Below are 17,855 nucleotides of genomic sequence, written 5' to 3'. Positions count from 1 at the left end.
CTCAACGGCTTATATTTCGTATGATGAAGGAGTAGAACCACACACGTTCTCTCTACAAATTTTTAGCACACCTAATTGATAATGCCGGTGTGCTTTTTTTTAACAATAATAAAATATCGTGCTTTTTTTGACCAAGTAAGCGGCATAGCTCTTTACTGCCTTTGGTAATTAACGTAAAAGCGATCACGAGTACAACAACGAGTATAACGCTATGAGTCAACAACCTTTGGCTGGCAAGCCTAAGTTAAGTTTTTGGCAGATTTGGAATGTCAGTTTTGGCTTTCTAGGTGTGCAATTTGGTTTTGCGCTGCAAAACGCAAACGTTAGTCGAATATTGTCTGACTTAGGGGCAGATTTACACTCGCTGTCGTTATTCTGGTTAGTCGCTCCGATTATGGGCCTGTTGATTCAGCCGATCGTTGGTTCAGCTTCTGACCGTACATGGAATCGCTTTGGTCGTCGAAATCCTTATATTTTAATTGGTGCGCTTACCGCCACCTTTGGCATGTTCTTAATGCCAAACTCTCCAGACTTTGTTTCATTTATTGCGCCGATGATTTTTGGTGCCATGATGCTCGCCGTTATGGATGCCTCATTTAATATCGCTTTCCAACCGTTCCGCGCGCTTGTTGCCGATATGGTGCCTGAAGAGCAAATGAACCAAGGTTATTCTATTCAATCGTTGTTAATTAACATTGGTGCGGTTATTGGTTCAATTTTACCGTTCGTACTGACCAATGTTGTTGGTTTAAGTAATGAATCAACCAGCAGTGAAATTGCGCCGTCAGTGGTTTGGGCATTCTACATTGGCGCGACCGTCATGTTAGGTTCTGTGCTTTGGACAGTATTTAAAACTAAAGAATATGAGCCAGAGCGCTACTATGCGTTTAAAGGCTTAAATGCTGAAGATGTTGCCAAAGAGCACGCTGAGCAAAAAAGCCTAGGACAAAAGCTTGTAGGTTTTTGGGGATTAATGAAAACCATGCCGTTTATAATGAAGCGCCTAGCGCTAGTGCAGTTTTTCTCTTGGTTTGCGCTATTTATTATGTGGGTTTACACCATGCCGGCAATTGCTCAGCAAATTTGGGGCATCGACGTAAAATGGTTTGATCCTGTATACATTGAAAGCGTAGGCGGTACACCAGAACATATTGCCGATGCTAAAGGCGCTGCGGGCGATTGGGTAGGTATTTTATTTGCTGCTTATTCATTATTTGCAGCATTCTTCTCTATGTTTTTAGCGAAACTAGCTAACCAGTTCGGCCGTAAATTAGTTTACGGTATGTCGCTATTAGCGGGTGGTTTAGGTTACTTAAGCTTTATGTTTATTGGTGGTGGTGAACCGACGCAAGTTAACTTGTTAATTACTGAAATAGTAGTACCTGAGGGCGCGGTTACTTTGTTATTCCCGATGATTGGCGTTGGTATCGCGTGGTCTGCCATTCTTGCCATGCCTTACACCATATTGGCAGGCTCACTGCCAGTTAGTAAAACCGGTGTTTACATGGGCATATTTAACTTCACCATTGCCGCACCGCAAATTGTTTCAGGTATTTTCGCCGGTTGGATTTTAAGTAATGTATTTGAAAACCATGCGATAAACATTATTGTGCTTGCTGGCGTTTCAATGGTGCTAGGTGCTATTTCGGTTATCTTTGTGAAAAACCAAGAAGCGGTAGAGCAGACAGAAAGTGCAGTAAGCGCGAGTTAATCTGCGTATAGCTTGAGCACATAAGTTTAAAGCATATATTGAAAAGCGTACTTTGAGCTATCTCAAGTGCGCTTTTTTTGTTTCTGTTTTTTGCCATTAACCCTCCATTTACATATCTGTCAGCTATTCAATACATTCCCAATTTAGCTCTCTTACTCCTCTCGCTGACATCTTTTTTTAATTGCTGCTTTAATAGCTGTATTGAGATTGCCAAAACAAAAATAAAAGCAGCGAGCCTATTTAGGAGAGAGTGATGAATTGTCCGCACCAAAATTTCCGCGAATTAGAAAAAGATATTCATACCGATTTTAAAGACGATATGTCTTATGGCGACTATTTACAGTTGCAGCAAGTATTAACAGCGCAAAAGCCGTTGTCTGATCAGCATGACGAAATGCTATTTATCGTTATTCATCAAGCAAGTGAGTTGTGGTTAAAGCTTGCAGGTCATGAACTTAGTGCCGCCATTCAAAATATGCAAGATGGCGATTTTGGTCACGCTTTTAAGGTGATTTCACGTGTGAAGCAGATATTTAATCAGCTAACGCAATCGTGGAATATCCTATCAACCCTAACGCCTGTTGATTATTTGAAGTTTCGAGATGCGCTAGGGCACTCGTCTGGTTTTCAGTCGTACGGTTATCGTAAATTAGAGTTCTTATTAGGAAATAAAAACCAAGACCTACTGAAAGTACATGAAAGCAATGAAGCCGTGCATAGCGAACTTAAAAGCATTTTAGAAGCGCCGAGTTTGTACGACGTTACGATTTCAATTTTAGCAAAACATGGCTTAGCGGTAGATGAAAATCAGCTTAACCGTGATTTTAGCCAGCCATATCGGGGTTCTAGGGATTTTCCCCTCTAAAGTAACATAAATCGCCATACTCACCATATTTAAAGGCATACAAAGGTGGGTTACTTCTCCAAAGTATGGCAAATTATGAGGTTAACTACCCCTTAAACTTAACGTAATTCCTATGGCTATAAAAAACGAACTCTCAATTCTTACCAAAGCTGAGCAGCTTGATCTATATTCTCCGCCGCTATTATCACTTGAACAGCAACGATTGTATTTTACGCCAAACGAGATCGAGTTAACAGAGTCGAAAAGTATTCGCCTAAGGAACCACCGATGTTATTTCATTGCTTTATTAGGGTATTTTAAGTCTAAGCCTGTCATTCTTTCACCTAGCTTTAACCTCATCTTTGACGATATGCAGTTTATTTCAACGCAAGTTCAAGGAGGCAAAGGGATCAGGCCTTTCAGCATAAATAAGATGCAACGTGACCGTATATATCAAAGAATACTGAGGTTATTAAACTATCAGAAATGGGACGAAAGTCTGCACTTTGCGCCGCTGTACGAACATCTTGTTATGGTCGGCAAAGCTTGGCTTGAGCCTCGTTATCTATTCGATGCAGCCGCTGAATATCTAGCAACGCATAGAATTGCCATCCCTAAATATACTGTCTTACAAAAGCTTATCAGTCGTGTTATCCAACAGGTCAAGAAGGCGTTAAATAATAAGCTTCGTATTCATGTTTCATCTGAACTACACGAATTTCTAAATACTATTATCGATGACAAAGATGGGCTCTCCTTAAGCCAGCTTCGAGCAGGTGCAAAAAGCGTTATGGTGACAGAGCTAAAAAAAGAACTGATTGTTTATCATCAGTTACAGCCTTATACAAGACAGATTGATGATGCTGTTAAGGACTTAGCCTTATCGTCTAAAAACCAACAACACTTCGGTGAAATGGTGGATTATTATGGCAGTAAACTAAAACGCTTTAAGCGTCCACAGCAACACCTATGGTTGCTGTGTTTTCTGACTCAACGCATACGGCAAAGCCTAGAGCGATTGGCTGATGGGTTTATTCATCATATCCGTAAACAACAAGAAGCTGCGCATGCGTTTGCCCAACAGGCAGTGTTTGACTCATGGAGGTCAGCTGCAGACAATGTCACCAAAGCCGCAGAATTACTGCATCTGTTTGTTGATGACAGTATCGACGATAATCAACCATTTGCAACGGTTAGGCAACAAGCATTAAGTGTAATGAATAACCAAGATATAGAAACGCTATGCCTGTACTTAAAAAAGCAAAAACGCACGGTAGAAGAATATCAATGGCAATATTATGATGATCAAAACGGGTTAATTGAGCAGTTATTAAGGCCCGTGTTTCTATGTCTTGAATGCCAAGCAGGTAAAGGCTCAGAAGCATTAGTGACCCAGCTCAAAACCACAAAAACAGAACTATTAGCAGGTAATACATTGCAAACAATGGATAGTACACTTATCCAACAAAAACATCGTCCATGGTTAATTAACAAGGATGTTGTTCATCCACAGCGATACGAATGGTTGCTTTACCGTCAACTGGCTTCTCGGCTTAATGGTCGAATTTACTTATCAAACGTCACTAAATATCGTGCGCTAGAAGACGACTTAATTGCATCGTCAATACAGCCTGATCTATTGGCATCATCAACATTGGAAAAGCTAAAGCAGCCGATTCAGAAGCTACTGCAAGTAAAACAAATACGCTTAACAACATCCCTAGAAGATGTTGCTCGTCACATTGATAATGGTGATAACCGCAATGTGATCATGAAGAGCCGAAGTGGCACACGATGGCGACTGCCAGTTAAAGGCTCCCAATCACTTGTCAACAACCCTTTCTTTAAACAAATGATCCCCGTCAGTATTGCTGATGTGTTGCGTTATGTTGAACAAGAAACCAACTTTATGCAATGCTTCGCACACGTGCTGCCAATACAAAAACAAGTAGGCGCCAATCAGGATGATTTATTGGCTATTCTAATTGCGAATGCGACACATCGCGGCGTATATGGGATGGCACAAATATCTGATCGCAGTTATGAGCATCTAAGCACTATACAAGCTAATTATATTAGGCCTGAAACCTTGCAAGAGGCTAGTGATATCATCAATAACGCAGTAGCGGCACTCCCTATTTTCCGCCACTATCACATCCAAGAAGACGTCCTGCACGCCAGTACCGATGGGCAAAAATTTGAAACTCACCTTGAGACTTTTAAAACTCGCTACTCCTCGAAATACTTCGGCACCAACAAAGGTATTACGGCCATGACGTTAGTTGCCAATCATAGTGCGTTAAATGCCCGTATCATAGGATCTAATGAGCATGAGTCCCATTATATTTACGACTTACTACAATCTAATACTAGTGATCTTAAGCCAGATGTCCTCTCAACCGACATATATGGACGCTCCCTTGAAGTCAAGACGAGCTAATGTATAAACATCAAAATTGATGCCTTTATTTTATTATCATGTATCTCATATCACAGTAATGATGCGTCACAAGCTTGCTGAAAAGCAAAGGTACTGACATATATTCGAGCTATGGTGTCATGGTTATCATGCGCCATGCTCCTAATGAGCTTCGTACCAAGGGACCTAAAAAATATTCACCCAAACGAGATTTAATCTCGTGTCTTTATCTGGTTAACCTTGGTTAGCGTGCGCTTTTTGTTTCATTATAAGTGAAGTACATACAGGATAAGCGTATGTTACGACTTAAGTGCCCAAACACCCACTCAGGTTTTAAAACCTATGTCATAACCAGGCTGTCTTAAGTCGTAAACTCGGGTGTGATTGGTGTGTAAAATACGCATAATTAAGCATCCTTTTGTGTATTCTGCACATACTGAGGAGAGTAGAGAGTTTGCTTGGTCAGCAATATCCACATCAGTCGAGCCAATCTGTGTGCGGTGGCGACCACCACACAATTAAAGTGTTTTTTCTCGCGCAACTGGTTTATCCACTGGCTTAGCGCATCTGTTTTATGGTGGCTTCTGGCGATAAGGGCGCGAGCACCGTGAATAAGTTGTTTTCGCAGGTAACTGTTACCTCGCTTAGTAATACCAGACATTTTACTTTTATCGCCTGACGCGTATTGTTTTGGAGTTAATCCTAGCCAGACGCCCAGCTCTTTTGCATTTTTAAATGCCTGACCGTTCCCGATTGACGCTGCATAGGCCGAGGCATTGAGTACACCCACGCCAGGAATAGAGTGAAGTATTTTAGCGTTTGTATCCCGTTCAACGTGTGCAGTAAGCATCGCTTCAATGGCTTTAATGCGTTTAACAAGGGTTTTGTACTCAGTGTAAATATCACTCACCATTATGCGCAGCTGAGGGCGAAGCTCAGAATCACTTTCTAAGGCAATTATCCCTTGCTCTAATGCCTTCATACCGACAGGAAATACATACCCAAAATCGACCAATAAACCGCGTAACTGGTTGGTTGCAGCAATCCTGTTTTGCAGAAGTCGCTCACGTATCTTATGGAGCATGAGTATTTCTTGCTGAGCTTCGGTTTTAATAGGAACGAATTTAATATGAGGGCGTAAGCTTGCTTCATAGATAGCAAGGGCATCGTTACTGTCGTTTTTATTACCGCGAACAAAGGGGGTAACGTGTTGTGCAGGGATAAGGTCAACGGTATGACCGTAAGACGAAAATACTCTTCCCCAGTAGTGGGAAGAATAACAGGCTTCCATCACCACGCGGCACGGAGGGGTATTCGCCATGAAGGCGTTGAGTTTAGCTCTGTTTAAACGTTTATTGCATTCTCTTTTATAGTTAGAATTAAAGCCAGCGACTTGGAATACATTTTTTGCCAAATCAATTGATAATGTGCTAATTTTCATGACGGACGTTCCCTTTTAACTGAGTGTGAGTTAACCAGTTTGGCGCATTGACGCCGTTTAGGGGAGCGTCCATCTCATCACCCATGGTGTTAATCATGTTAATTATGCCTTATTGGATTTATGCGGTTATAGTTTTGCGCCTAGGTATGCTCAGTTCACCAGTGTGATCAATGACCTATTTAACGTAACTGAAAGCGACGACGGAAACACGCATCTGGCGCTGAAAAAGCCGATAAAAATGAATGTGATTGAAGAAGGCTGGCAGGATATTCAGCGTATTGTGTTATCCCTTCAAGAAAAACGCACAACACAGGCATTGCTAGTACGCAAATTATCTGGTTATCCATCTAGACACCCTATATTACAAGCATTAACGGAATATAATAGGCTCATCAAAGCCCAATATTTACTTGATTATATTGATGATGCAAGTCTGCGCCAATATGTTCAACGAGCACTGAACCGAGGCGAAGCCTGGCATTTCCTCAGGCGAGCTATTGCATCGGTCAATCGTGACCAGTTCCGTGGAAAAAACGAATCAGAAATAGTCGTCTGGAACGAGTGTGCCCGTTTGACGGCAAATGCTATTATCTACTTTAACTCGATGATCCTAAGTCATCTATTACTGCACTTTGAAGAAGTTGGTGACGAGGAAAAAGCAGCAATAACTCGACAAGTATCACCCGTTGCATGGCAGAACATTAATCTGAGCGGCACTTATCAGTTCGCTAGTAACCGCAAACTACCTGATTTACAGGAAATAACTAGGCCTATTGTTGAAAATGAAGTCTAAAATGAAAGGTAACCCAGCTCCACAAGCCATTAACTGCGAGGGTTGTGGCGATTTATGTTACTTTAGAGGGGAAAATCCCTAGAACCCCAAAATGAAAGAAACCAATAAACCTGATGCAACGAGAGTTGATGGTGACCCGTCACAAGCTGTTGCTGAAGCAGGGTATGATAAAGCTAAATTACAATGTGCAAAATGTAAATTGGAAACAAGTATTAAAAACCGTAAAGCAGAACAAGAGCGAAAAGGTCCAGATGCTGGTCATGCTAAGAAAATTAAGTCGGAGCAGAAGCAATTGGACAAAGTGAATAGAAGACTCAAAGAAGTTGAGGGGAGTTAATCGATGAATATCCTTCCTCTAAAAGGAACAGATAGGCTAGTTTTTGGTACTCATAAAAACGAGATTCAAAAAATGTTAGGTCAACCAGATAGTGTTGAGAACCCTAATGCACAAGATGATACTAGTTCTGAGATATATCTGTATGAGCGTCTTGGCTTAGAGCTTTACTTCGATAAGGATTCAGGCTTCAGACTTTGGGGGATAAGTATTACTGATAGGACTGCGAACCTGAATGGAATAGCGCCAATAGGTCTATCAGAGAAAGAGATCTTGAACGCTTTCTCTGGTCTAGAGCTTGATGTTCACGATGGGGAGTTCAAAGAGTATGTTTTGCCAAAGCTAGGAATTGAGTTTTATCTTAAAGGTGACTACGTTCAGAGGATAATGATAAACCCTGACTTAGAAGACTATTGTGATAGGTTTTCTGAACAAGCTTAACATTTAATTTTGAATCCAAAGCCTCGCATTCGCGGGGCTTTGTTTTTTCCCTTATTTGAATTAACTGTAGCGTTCAGAATGAAAATGACTTATTGTTGTTAGGAGAATGAAGGGGTCAGGTCTTGCTTTTTGCCCTTGGTAAGTCTGAAGTGGCAACTTATTAGTGAAACGAATGGCTCTGGTTCAATAATAGCAACACATAAGTATGGCCCATTTGGTGAGCCGATTAATACCAGCTCATCGCGTTTCCGTTACACATGCGTAATAACATGATGCCGATCGCTTAATAACATCGATAGCGATCACAATCTCTCACGATTGTAGACCTTGTTAAAATCTAACTGACGTGATCGGCATCCGTCAATTTATTTAGTCTTTTTCTCATCGATTCTCCTTTTAACTCTATTTTTATGGCGCTATGAACAAGTCTGTCTAAGATCGCATCTGCATGGGTCGATTCACCTATCATTTCATACCAGCTTGCTACTGGTAGTTGACTGGTGATCATGGTTGATTTGAACTCGTATCTGGCGTCTATGATTTCCAGTAAGTCACTGCGCTGCTGAGCATTGAGTGGCTCGAGCCCCCAATCATCTAATATCAATAGATCACAGCCTTTGAGTTTACTGATTAACTTGCGGTAGCTGCCGTCGGCTTGTGCCATAAATAACTTTTTGAGTAGCTCTTTTAGCCTGAAGTAGTAAACACTGGGAAGTCCAGGATTGAATATCCCAACCTAACTGAAGTCTAAGCTTCTCAACACTCTTTATATCTAAACCACGCTGTTTTCAAATGAACCTCCCAGTTAGGAGCCGCATGCAGAGTGGTGTGAACTACCAAGGGTAATTTAGTCATAGTGCTACAAGTTTACTTGCCTAGAGATACACTCAGAATTATAAACTGCTGCTGCATCTTGCTTACACAGATATGCTAGGTGTCTTTTGAAGATTGCTGGTTTAAAGAGTTGGCTACTAGAAGGTAAATTGCCAGTTTGGAGTGAGACAAATAGAAGGCTTCAAGCCCTCTATTGTTTAGCAAAGTTAAATTGGCTTCCCTTTTGATGATAGACAAAAAGAGGAAATGCGCTAAGGACATACACCTCGTTTGAGCCTTCAACCAACTTGAGCTGACAATCCAAAACGTCAGATTGTTCTGGGTTTTCAAAGTTATTTCGAGTCCCGTCTTGAATAAAGTTACCTTTTTCGACATTTAGGCGAACTAAGTCTGTCCACCTCTCTTTGCCTATCTTTCTAGGGTCAAGGTAGTCAGTCATACCTTGTGTAGACAAGTTTTTATAAACTTTACCTTTGGATTGTTCAGTCTTTATTTTGTGCTCTATAAATGAGTTGTGGCATGGAACATCCCTGATTGCTTCAACCATCGGATAGCTTACGAATAGCTTACCGAATTCAGTTTCCTCATTAAATGTTTCAACCATTTTAGTTAAGTCTTCAGAGCTGAACTTATCATCATGGAACTCAAAATCGAAGAAGAGAAAAATTTGATTGAAATCATCTCGACTAAATTTTTCAAACAAGTCCTTATTGCTATCGACAGTATTATTATCTTTAATAATTTCAAAAATATCTAAGTCTTCATCTTCTAGCATCTTACTGTGTAGTTCGTAAATATTATTACCAAAACAGCAGTAAACTATACTTTGTTCATCAAAGAAGCACTGTTTGAGACCATTGAAATATAGCGGTTCCCTTACTTCACCTTCAAAAACGCAAAGAATGAAACTTTTAATATTCATAGGTTAAACCCTTGAATATTTTCTCCAAGTTATGAGCTTTTCTTAAGTCTTTATCTACAAGTTTATAGAGAGGATACTGTTTATCAGCAATGACGAAGTAGCAATCAGGTCTTAGTAAATCATTTGAAAGAATACTTAGATTGTGACTCGTAAGAATTGTTTGACCTGAACTCTGATTCATTTTAGTTACAATGGCTTGAGATAGAGAATAATGGTAATACGCATCAAATTCATCAATATATGCGAAAGTTAATTCACCTGAATCAACTTTTAGCCACCAGTAATAAAAAATCCCTAGAGACATTGTTCCGGTAGATGCTGCGTATGAAAATTCTATATTCTTATTTTTATACTCGAATGCAATGCGTTGATCTTCCTCTTCACCGATAACAGTTAGCTTACATCTAACACCTGATTCATTGAGAAACTTCTCAAAATCACCTAGCTTTTTCGCTTCTATGATTGCACGAGATAGGCGCTTATTCGTATCAATAATTTGACCAAAGTAGTCAGCATTCTGTGTGAGGGTACGGAAGAAAATCATCCCAGAAACAAAATCGATAAACTTAGTAAAAAGCTGAGCGTTTTTATCTTCCATATCTAAAATAGAATTGGATTTAATGTATTTTATAGCTGATATGTTGGGGTTTGTAATTTTAGAGCGAAGGCTTTCGGTACCTGCCAATTTAACGATAAGTTTTTCGCTTTCATCACGGTTAAAAGAAACTACAAGCTCATTATTTATTACTAACTTTTCGTATCTAGTGTTTGCAACATCACTTTTTCCGTACTGATACTCAACGATATCATTTCCAAACTTAAACTTATATTCAAAAACGGCTAGATCATCTTTACGTGCATCGCCGTTTAAGTAGTTGGTCTTCAAAGAATGCATTATGTTTACATCGTTGATATGGCAAGTTAAATCAAGAATGGCTATACCAAGGTTTGATTTGCCGCAGCCATTGTGGCCATAAGCTATTGAATGCTTGATTATGCAATCTTGTACATTGTCAGTATTGAATTCATAATGCTTTTCTGTTTCAAAGCTAAAGTTAAATCTTTCAGAGAAGTTTCTGAAGTTGGATACAGCAAAATTGGCTAACATGAAATGCCCCAGTACTATAAATAATTACCTGAATACAGTCTAACATAGGAAACTAAGAACTGCCGTAAAAAAAATACGGCAGTTCTTTATAGGTGAAATGCCCATTAACAGGGTTTGAACGAGTACTTACCTGTCTGTTAATGGCTTAGAAACGAGTTAATCATGAGTGTCTGCTCATGGCACATAGCAGCCAACTAAACTTGGCAGTATTTTTGTGTGGTTGGCTTCATAAAGCCTGTTTGGTAACTTTATGCCATTATAAGCTTCAATATTATGTCAACTTAAACTTCACTTGTACCGTTGTATCTCAATGAAATCGAATGCCGCTATGCCAACTTACACTTCAAACAACAAGTATTGTCGTTTGAATTTATAAGTTACTTCAAACAACAGAGTTAAACGATCATTTAAACAATTGCCTACGCACCTCATGACTTAAAGTGTAGATTAATTTTGTCTTGAATTTGCTTCAGTCTAGTTAGAATTTCAGGAAATGAATCAGTGGCTGTGAAAAACATTCCGCCTTTTACGGCATCCTCATGATCTTTTTCGATATCTTTTAAGCGTTCTTCAATTTCAAAATAAAAGATGTCTAGTTGTTCAGGGAAGATCACTTTAGCTTCATTTGTATAATGACTTTAATGAGTTATTTTTGTTATCCCAGTAATATAGAAGAAATGGAATTGCACCTTCTTTAATCTCTTCAGCTGAATAGAACTTCTCTGTATTGAAAGCTTTAAAATAAATTCCTTGAGAATAAGCTTTAACTGTTGAGGAAAGAATGAACGCCAAATAGATTAAAACAAGAATTGAGGTAAATATTGTTAATGATGTTGAAATTTGCATCAATGCAAAGGTAATAAGCAATAAAACCATTAGATGGGATAAACTTCTAATTTTATTAATTTTAATTTTGGCCATACATAAAAATCCTTTTTAAGTTCCTTCCTAAATTGTAACTATTATTCTATTCCTTGTGAGTCTATCTAGTCAATTTGTGGTATCTATATGAATTGCAAGTTTTTCACAATATGTTGTGAATTTTTGTTTTTTTGACTGCTTTTCTATATTTTTCACAAAATATTGTGAACTTGTTGCCCTATTGATTATATCCCTCTATTATTCACAATTATCTGTGAATTTTGGAGCTAAAAATGGAAATATCTGTTAGTTCAGCAAAGCAATTAGGTAAATTAATATCTGCTGTTAGAAAAAGCCAAGGGTTAGACCAAAAAACAATTGGAGAATTTTCGGGCAATAGTATCAATACGGTAGGTGACTTTGAAAAGGGGAGTGGTTCATTGTCCGTAAGTAGGTTATTTGATTTGATGGAGTCACTTGGTATTGAAATGAAAATAGACTTCGCGCTGCCTCCATCTGATACTTCAGCGCAAAAGAAACTAATCAAACGCATTAATGAGATAGTTGATAATGAATAGATCGCTCACAGTATTTGTAAGTGCAAAAAAAATGGGTGAGTTAAAAGATGTGAATGGCTTTTGGGCATTTGAATATTCACAAGAGTGGATAAACTCAGATAAAAACTTCTCATTGTCACCGGATATACCAATTCAAAATGAAATGACTTTAGATACAGGTACTAAACGTCCTGTTCAGAGCTTTTTTGATAATCTTTTACCCGAAGAAAACGCGCGTAAATTATTAGCAAAAGATGCGCAAGTTGATCACTCTGATTCATTTGCATTACTAGAAGTGTCAGGTATTGAGTCAGCTGGTGCCTTAATAATGTTACCTAAGGGTAGCGTCATGCCAGATCCAAGTGCTGAGCCTTTAGAATTATCTGCTCTTTCAGAGAGGATAAAAGCCCTCCCTAAAGCACCATTGAATAAGAGACAAGGTAGTCGGATGTCACTCGCTGGAGCACAGCATAAAATGCTAGTTATAAAAAAAGGCTCTGATTTATTTGAAGGTAATGCAGGTACACCTTCTACTCATATTTTAAAACCAGATCATTCAGAGCCTGATGATTATTGGCAAACGACTTGTAATGAATGGTTTGTTATGAGGCTTGCTAAAATGATGAATATAGATGTTCCAAAGGTGGAGCTATTATATGTACCTGAGCCTGTCTATTTAGTTGAAAGATTTGACCGGTATGGTAAATATCCGAATCAAGAGCGTCGACACATTATTGATGCATGCCAACTATTGAGTTTTGCTAAAGGTGTTAAATATGCAGCTTCAACTGTTGAAACTTATAAGAAGATATTGGGCAAAGTTCGGACTAAGGCACAAGATACAATAAAGCTATATCGCTGGGTTATTTTTAATTTGCTTATAGGAAACGGTGATGCACACCTAAAAAATATTAGCTTTTATTATGGGGATGGGAATCCACAGCTGACTCCATTTTATGATTTATTGTCTACGATAATATATGTGCAAGAAGGGACTAAACCACTTGAACAAAAATTATCAATACCGATTAATGGAAAAGAAACATTTGATGAATTAAAACGAGATGATGTTTTGGCTTTTGCAAATGAAATTGGCATGCCAGGCAAGGGAGCTGCAACTCACTTAGATTCCATGGCTAAAAACATTCAAGGTGCATTTGAGATACTTTACAAAGAAGTTCTGGAAATGCCAACTACTCCTACTCGCGCTGGAGAGTTACGTATGCTAAGGGAAATACAATATAAAGTTTTGAATGAAATGGTTGAAAGGTTAAGAATTAGCTAATTGTATCGACTTGTTGTGGTCAACTAATTCCGGACAATGAAGTAAGTTGAAAATATTATTATTGCAACCTCTAGGTGAGATTTGGTTAAGCTGGAGTATGAGAAACCAACTCACCTAAGCCCCCAAATTAGTTAACTGCATTATTTTAGAGTCGACTTTGAGTGAAAAACCGACGGTCAGACAAAATCGTTTTTGGACATAATTGAGTTAGAGTTTTTATTTGGTAACGCATAAAGCAACAGCGCATTTGTGCGTCCACTGCTTTTACTTTTTAATCGCATTCAAGCACAAGCTCCAATGATGTATAATGCAGCCTCTCAAGCTCATCATTCCAAAGTCTTTCCGCTTTAAGGGTTTCTACTAGTTCAGTGTAACTTGACTCGTAATGTAAGACTGTTGCTGCAGTTGCGGAGTACGATGAGAATGGCTGGCACTCTAGAAGTAAGCCTTCAACGCCTCCAACTAGTATGTTTTTTGAACGTGTTGTTTTACCACCTTTCAGCCAGGCTTGATATCTATCATGAGCATCACTGATAGAAGATAAAACCTGCTCACCAATTTCAAAGCGTTTAAATACAGCTCTTTCTGAGTGATTTAGATTAAGAACATCGATCGTGTTTTTACCTACGTCCGTCTTATCGATTAATCTGTATAATTTAAAACCCAAGTGAGATTTCGGATCAATTACAAAGGGATTAATAATAGGCTCAGCTAAAACATTATGAGTCCCTTTAGCGCCGTTACACCGTTTGCAAGAAGGCAGTAGATTCTCCCAAATCACGACTTTGTCTGGATTTGAGCCCTTATCTTCAAAGTGCTCGACCTCCATATAATTACTCTCAGCATTAACCTTGCATTCGCAATAAGCGCATTTGCTAGAACTACTTAAAAGTAATGCATCTTTAATTTTTTCATGGTTCCAAACATTTTTCCCGGTATTTTTATATTGCTCTGTCAAACACTCAATTGTCTTATCATTTAGATACTCAGGCGCTTCTGTTTTATTCAGCTTTATCAATTGCAACCCCCTTAATTGAAGCGAGCTGAAATTTCAGCATCTTTCTCATATGATTATTTGGGTGCAGCATAGAATCTAAAGAATAAAATGCACTCAATGCAGCGTCATAATTTTCTTCTTCGATTGCAGAATCAAACTTAATAATTGAGTCTTTGAAAACATTGGTCCTCAAATCATACATCCCCATCACATCCATTAGAACTTCTTCTATTGTCCAGCCTTTAAATCCATGTTCGGTACTTGGTAAAGGGCGTTGAGTTGCCTTACCATCAACCCCTTCTATAGCAATTATTTGATTAGGTTGTGCAGATTGAATTATATGCGGGCTATGAGTTGTACAAATAAATTGAGCATCTGGGAAAACCTCTGTAAGAACAGAAGCTATTACGGCCTGCCATTCAGGATGCAAATGAAGTTCAACTTCATCAATCAAAATGATTCCATCGAAATCCTTCGCTTTAATTTTCGGGTCAACAAATCTAAACTCAATTTCTTTTATTATTCCAAATATTATTGAAAGACAAGATTTAAATCCTGACGACAAGTATTCATAATAAATTTCACCGCTTGGAGTATTAACTAGTATTTCATTAGTTGAAGCGTCTACTCGACTAAATGTAAAGTTTTTGTTTAATGCTGAAAAGCTATCCCTAGCTAACTCATAATTAGCTATTTGAGTCGTTGTTAATGTTCCATGGGGTGAATAAAGGTACCGATTAACGAACCAGTTCTTTACATCATTCAGATTAACGCCGACTCTAGCTTCTCCCCACGTGCTTCCGTTTGGTTTTTCAGTATCTTTACCTACAGCCTTAAGAGGCTGATACTCGAAAGTTCTATTTATTTTTAGTGAAAGCAGCTTTCTCGAAAGGTCATTAAGCCCGTATATGTGGGCCTGCTGACTAGGCATAAATTCGGTAAATTCGACATTTGAAGCTCTTTCAGCTCCATCAATATCAACTTTTGCGCTAATATGGCTTTTTTCACACTTAGCGTTTCTTTTGAGTATGTTTGTTCTTCCATTTGAAAATGTATGAGCAACTGATTCAAGAATAGTCGTTTTCCCAATTCCATTTGGCCCACAAATAATGTTCATCTTAGGATCTAAGGTTAAATCAAGATTTTCAATTCCACCAACGCCCGTTATATTTATTTCTTTAATCCACATACGTGCTCCTAATTTCACATGCCGCGAATACAGCCGCTTAACGCCGGCGTCACAGGTGGCGGCGCGATAGCGCCGGAATCCGGTGCACGCCCTTGCTACATGCTGATAATCTAAACTGCAAGCCGCTTAACCTCAGCTAGCCAACTTACAATCTCATCATAGCCGCCCCTTTGAGCGATCCTCTCAATTGTCATTTTTTCCACGGCGACGGTATTTAACGATTTCTTTTTATTGCTGCTAAGCTCTTTCTGTTTTTCATGGGTTAACTCACCCCAATTATTGTTTATTGCGACATTCATTGATTTAGCGACAAGCATGGGTACATCATCTTGATCTTGGATTTCTGCCAGTTCAATTCGCGTACCATTCTCAGCATATGCCTCCACAATTGCTTCATGGTGAAGATAGTTCTCCAGCTCAAGTTTCTGTGTATTAAATGCAACTTTAATGGGGTTGTTTTCTTCGTTGATTTTTTGAACCGCCGTAACATACGATCCAACATCACTGTCATAGATATGGATTTCAGGCTTGCCCAGTCCATCTAAGTGTTTTTGATTAATGTAGTGCTTCAATGCTGACCCCCCAGTTATTACATAACCGATAGCCTCGGAATCCATAAGATTTATAATATCTGGATTGTGCTCATTTAAGATTTTGCTGTATCGCTTAAGAGCATTAACGTCATGATTACCCTCGACATAGACTAGAGCTTTCACCCGTTCCGATGGATTAGGAAGAATTCCAAGTGTATGGATTATTTTTGATATCACACCTTCATTCGTGGAGTTGGTGTAGGAATCAACCCCATATTCCACTTTAATCTTTCCGTCGTCATCTGGAGATATAAAGCGCAATGATTCTACAGGGATTTCCCGTACAAGGTTTGCACTATGGGTAGTAAATAACACCTGAACACCATCTTGTTTGCTCAAGTCGTGGAGAGCATCAATAATCATCTGTTGGTGATTTGGATGCTGGGCAGTTTCAGGCTCTTCTATTGCATAGATAATTGAGGGCGCATTTTTTTCAGCTTTACGCTTCTCGGCTTGAGCCTGAAAGAAACTAAGCACCACCAATCTTCTTATACCACTACCCCGTTTGTTAAGAGGAATATCATTTTCATTCAATAATGTAAGATCGAAAACCTTTGAATATGATGGCGGTTTATTAAAGTCAGACCTAAGCCTTTCAGAAATATCTTTGTCAAAATTCTTCAGCTTCTCGATTGTTCTTTCGGCAATGTCAGTAGAATATTCCTTAACTTTCAACTCGATCTCTGACAACAGTCCCTGTATTTCGGGAAGAGCAAGAGCTTCGTTTACTGCTGATTGCAGAGGATCCTTTATATCACCATCTTTATCATCAAACGCTTTGTCAGTTTTGAACAAGGAAAAGATAGGAAGGAGTTTTTTCAAAGAACTCCATACAGCTTTAATGTTGTCTTCATTATCGATGTTTCCATCTACCTTGATTTCTCTCACTTGACGTTCGCCACCTATATGCTCACGAATGGCAGCCCTTAATGGCGGATTCTTTCTTCGATTTACGTCCTCTAAGTTAGCACCAATTTTAGCTGCATAAGCCTTGAGCGGTGTATTTTTCATGCTTAATAGGTTAGTAAGACGCTCATCTGCTGGATGATTAGCATTTAGATAAATTGCAGTAGTTTTTTTTGCAGCGAATGTAAATACTTTCTTGATCTCTAACTGGTCTTGCGCATTAAGAATTCCCTCATCTTTTGGGGAAGTTGGTATTGATGTATCCAAGACAACTTCGTCGGGTATACCATCAAAGAAACATGTTATTTCAATTGAATTGCTATCAGCCTCATTAGACAAGTCAGCAGCTTCTATAGAGTCATTAAAGAAACCATCTATCGCTTCAACTACTGCAGATTTACCAATATCATTTTTTCCAATGATGGCGGTTAAATCATCTAATTTAAAAGGTGTTTCATCCTTGTAGCATCTAAAGTTTTTAATTTTTACTTTAACAAGACGCATTTTATATTCCTTATTTATTAACTTTTAGTTCTCGCCGGGCATGTAACGCTCTGCACAACGGTTGGCAAAGCTGCCACGTAATTGTGCAGCAATTTGAGTGGCAGGTTTGACAGTCC

The 17,855-nt window shown here is 38.9% G+C and carries 14 protein-coding genes and 3 pseudogenes; 8 read left to right on the top strand and 9 right to left on the bottom strand.

Features of this window, described 5'->3' with window-relative positions:
• Nucleotides 1-211 precede the first annotated feature (211 nt).
• The 3 genes and pseudogenes from J8Z28_RS13645 to J8Z28_RS13635 form a co-directional block, all read left to right on the top strand.
• Entirely contained in the window at nucleotides 212-1,711 is a 1,500-nt protein-coding gene (locus J8Z28_RS13645; protein WP_250659633.1) for an MFS transporter, read from the top strand.
• 253 nt (nucleotides 1,712-1,964) lie between these two features.
• Nucleotides 1,965-2,576, top strand: a complete 612-nt coding sequence (locus tag J8Z28_RS13640; protein WP_250659632.1) for a tryptophan 2,3-dioxygenase — start codon at nucleotides 1,965-1,967, stop codon at nucleotides 2,574-2,576.
• Between the two features lie 112 nt (nucleotides 2,577-2,688).
• Nucleotides 2,689-4,968: pseudogene (locus J8Z28_RS13635) on the top strand (Tn3-like element ISKox2 family transposase); the annotation flags it as partial.
• 412 nt (nucleotides 4,969-5,380) lie between these two features.
• Here the strand turns inward: J8Z28_RS13635 and J8Z28_RS13630 are convergent.
• On the bottom strand, nucleotides 5,381-6,415 hold the full coding sequence (locus tag J8Z28_RS13630) for an IS110 family RNA-guided transposase (RefSeq protein ID WP_008113199.1): 1,035 nt from the start codon (nucleotides 6,413-6,415) through the stop codon (nucleotides 5,381-5,383).
• A 79-nt stretch (nucleotides 6,416-6,494) separates the two neighbouring features.
• Here J8Z28_RS13630 and J8Z28_RS13625 point away from each other — a divergent pair.
• From J8Z28_RS13625 to J8Z28_RS13615, 3 genes and pseudogenes are all read left to right on the top strand, one after another.
• A pseudogene (locus J8Z28_RS13625) lies at nucleotides 6,495-7,208 on the top strand (Tn3 family transposase); the annotation flags it as partial.
• Nucleotides 7,209-7,299: 91 nt separating this feature from the next.
• Nucleotides 7,300-7,545 (top strand): hypothetical protein, encoded by a 246-nt coding sequence (locus J8Z28_RS13620; protein ID WP_250659631.1) that lies wholly within the window; start codon nucleotides 7,300-7,302, stop codon nucleotides 7,543-7,545.
• Nucleotides 7,546-7,548: 3 nt separating this feature from the next.
• Nucleotides 7,549-7,983, top strand: coding sequence for a hypothetical protein (locus tag J8Z28_RS13615; RefSeq protein ID WP_250659630.1), 435 nt, complete (start codon nucleotides 7,549-7,551; stop codon nucleotides 7,981-7,983).
• Between the two features lie 337 nt (nucleotides 7,984-8,320).
• Here the strand turns inward: J8Z28_RS13615 and J8Z28_RS13610 are convergent.
• The 5 genes and pseudogenes from J8Z28_RS13610 to J8Z28_RS13590 form a co-directional block, all read right to left on the bottom strand.
• Nucleotides 8,321-8,692: pseudogene (locus tag J8Z28_RS13610) on the bottom strand (ATP-binding protein); the annotation flags it as partial.
• Nucleotides 8,693-9,007: 315 nt separating this feature from the next.
• Nucleotides 9,008-9,739 (bottom strand): hypothetical protein, encoded by a 732-nt coding sequence (locus J8Z28_RS13605; RefSeq protein WP_250659629.1) that lies wholly within the window; start codon nucleotides 9,737-9,739, stop codon nucleotides 9,008-9,010.
• Nucleotides 9,729-10,847, bottom strand: a complete 1,119-nt coding sequence (locus tag J8Z28_RS13600; RefSeq protein ID WP_250659628.1) for an AAA family ATPase — start codon at nucleotides 10,845-10,847, stop codon at nucleotides 9,729-9,731. Before J8Z28_RS13600 ends, J8Z28_RS13605 begins: the two co-directional genes overlap by 11 nt.
• A gap of 428 nt (nucleotides 10,848-11,275) precedes the next feature.
• Entirely contained in the window at nucleotides 11,276-11,461 is a 186-nt protein-coding gene (locus J8Z28_RS13595; protein ID WP_250659627.1) for a hypothetical protein, read from the bottom strand.
• 7 nt (nucleotides 11,462-11,468) lie between these two features.
• Nucleotides 11,469-11,768: a hypothetical protein gene (locus J8Z28_RS13590; protein WP_250659626.1), complete on the bottom strand. Its 300-nt coding sequence runs from the start codon at nucleotides 11,766-11,768 to the stop codon at nucleotides 11,469-11,471.
• A 233-nt stretch (nucleotides 11,769-12,001) separates the two neighbouring features.
• Here J8Z28_RS13590 and J8Z28_RS13585 point away from each other — a divergent pair, with 233 nt between their 5' ends.
• Nucleotides 12,002-12,286 carry a helix-turn-helix domain-containing protein gene (locus J8Z28_RS13585; protein WP_250659625.1) on the top strand — a complete coding sequence of 95 codons (285 nt, stop codon included), beginning with the start codon at nucleotides 12,002-12,004 and terminating at the stop codon, nucleotides 12,284-12,286.
• Nucleotides 12,279-13,550 (top strand): HipA domain-containing protein, encoded by a 1,272-nt coding sequence (locus J8Z28_RS13580; protein ID WP_250659624.1) that lies wholly within the window; start codon nucleotides 12,279-12,281, stop codon nucleotides 13,548-13,550. The genes J8Z28_RS13585 and J8Z28_RS13580 overlap by 8 nt, the downstream gene beginning before the upstream one ends.
• 271 nt (nucleotides 13,551-13,821) lie before the next feature.
• Here the strand turns inward: J8Z28_RS13580 and J8Z28_RS13575 are convergent, their stop codons facing one another.
• From J8Z28_RS13575 to J8Z28_RS13565, 3 genes are all read right to left on the bottom strand, one after another.
• Nucleotides 13,822-14,568: an HNH endonuclease family protein gene (locus J8Z28_RS13575; RefSeq protein WP_250659623.1), complete on the bottom strand. Its 747-nt coding sequence runs from the start codon at nucleotides 14,566-14,568 to the stop codon at nucleotides 13,822-13,824.
• Nucleotides 14,552-15,736, bottom strand: a complete 1,185-nt coding sequence (locus J8Z28_RS13570) for an AAA family ATPase (protein WP_250659622.1) — start codon at nucleotides 15,734-15,736, stop codon at nucleotides 14,552-14,554. The genes J8Z28_RS13575 and J8Z28_RS13570 overlap by 17 nt, the downstream gene beginning before the upstream one ends.
• Before the next feature lie 110 nt (nucleotides 15,737-15,846).
• A complete protein-coding gene (locus J8Z28_RS13565) occupies nucleotides 15,847-17,739 on the bottom strand; it encodes an ATP-binding protein (RefSeq protein WP_250659621.1) in 1,893 nt (630 codons plus the stop codon).
• Nucleotides 17,740-17,855: the final 116 nt, after the last annotated feature.

Origin of the sequence: Pseudoalteromonas sp. SCSIO 43088, from assembly GCF_023650795.1 — a bacterium.
Classification (GTDB): Bacteria; Pseudomonadota; Gammaproteobacteria; order Enterobacterales; family Alteromonadaceae; genus Pseudoalteromonas; species Pseudoalteromonas shioyasakiensis.
The sequence above is the reverse complement of the archived record's forward strand: the minus strand, read 5'-3'. Positions and strand labels throughout refer to the sequence as shown.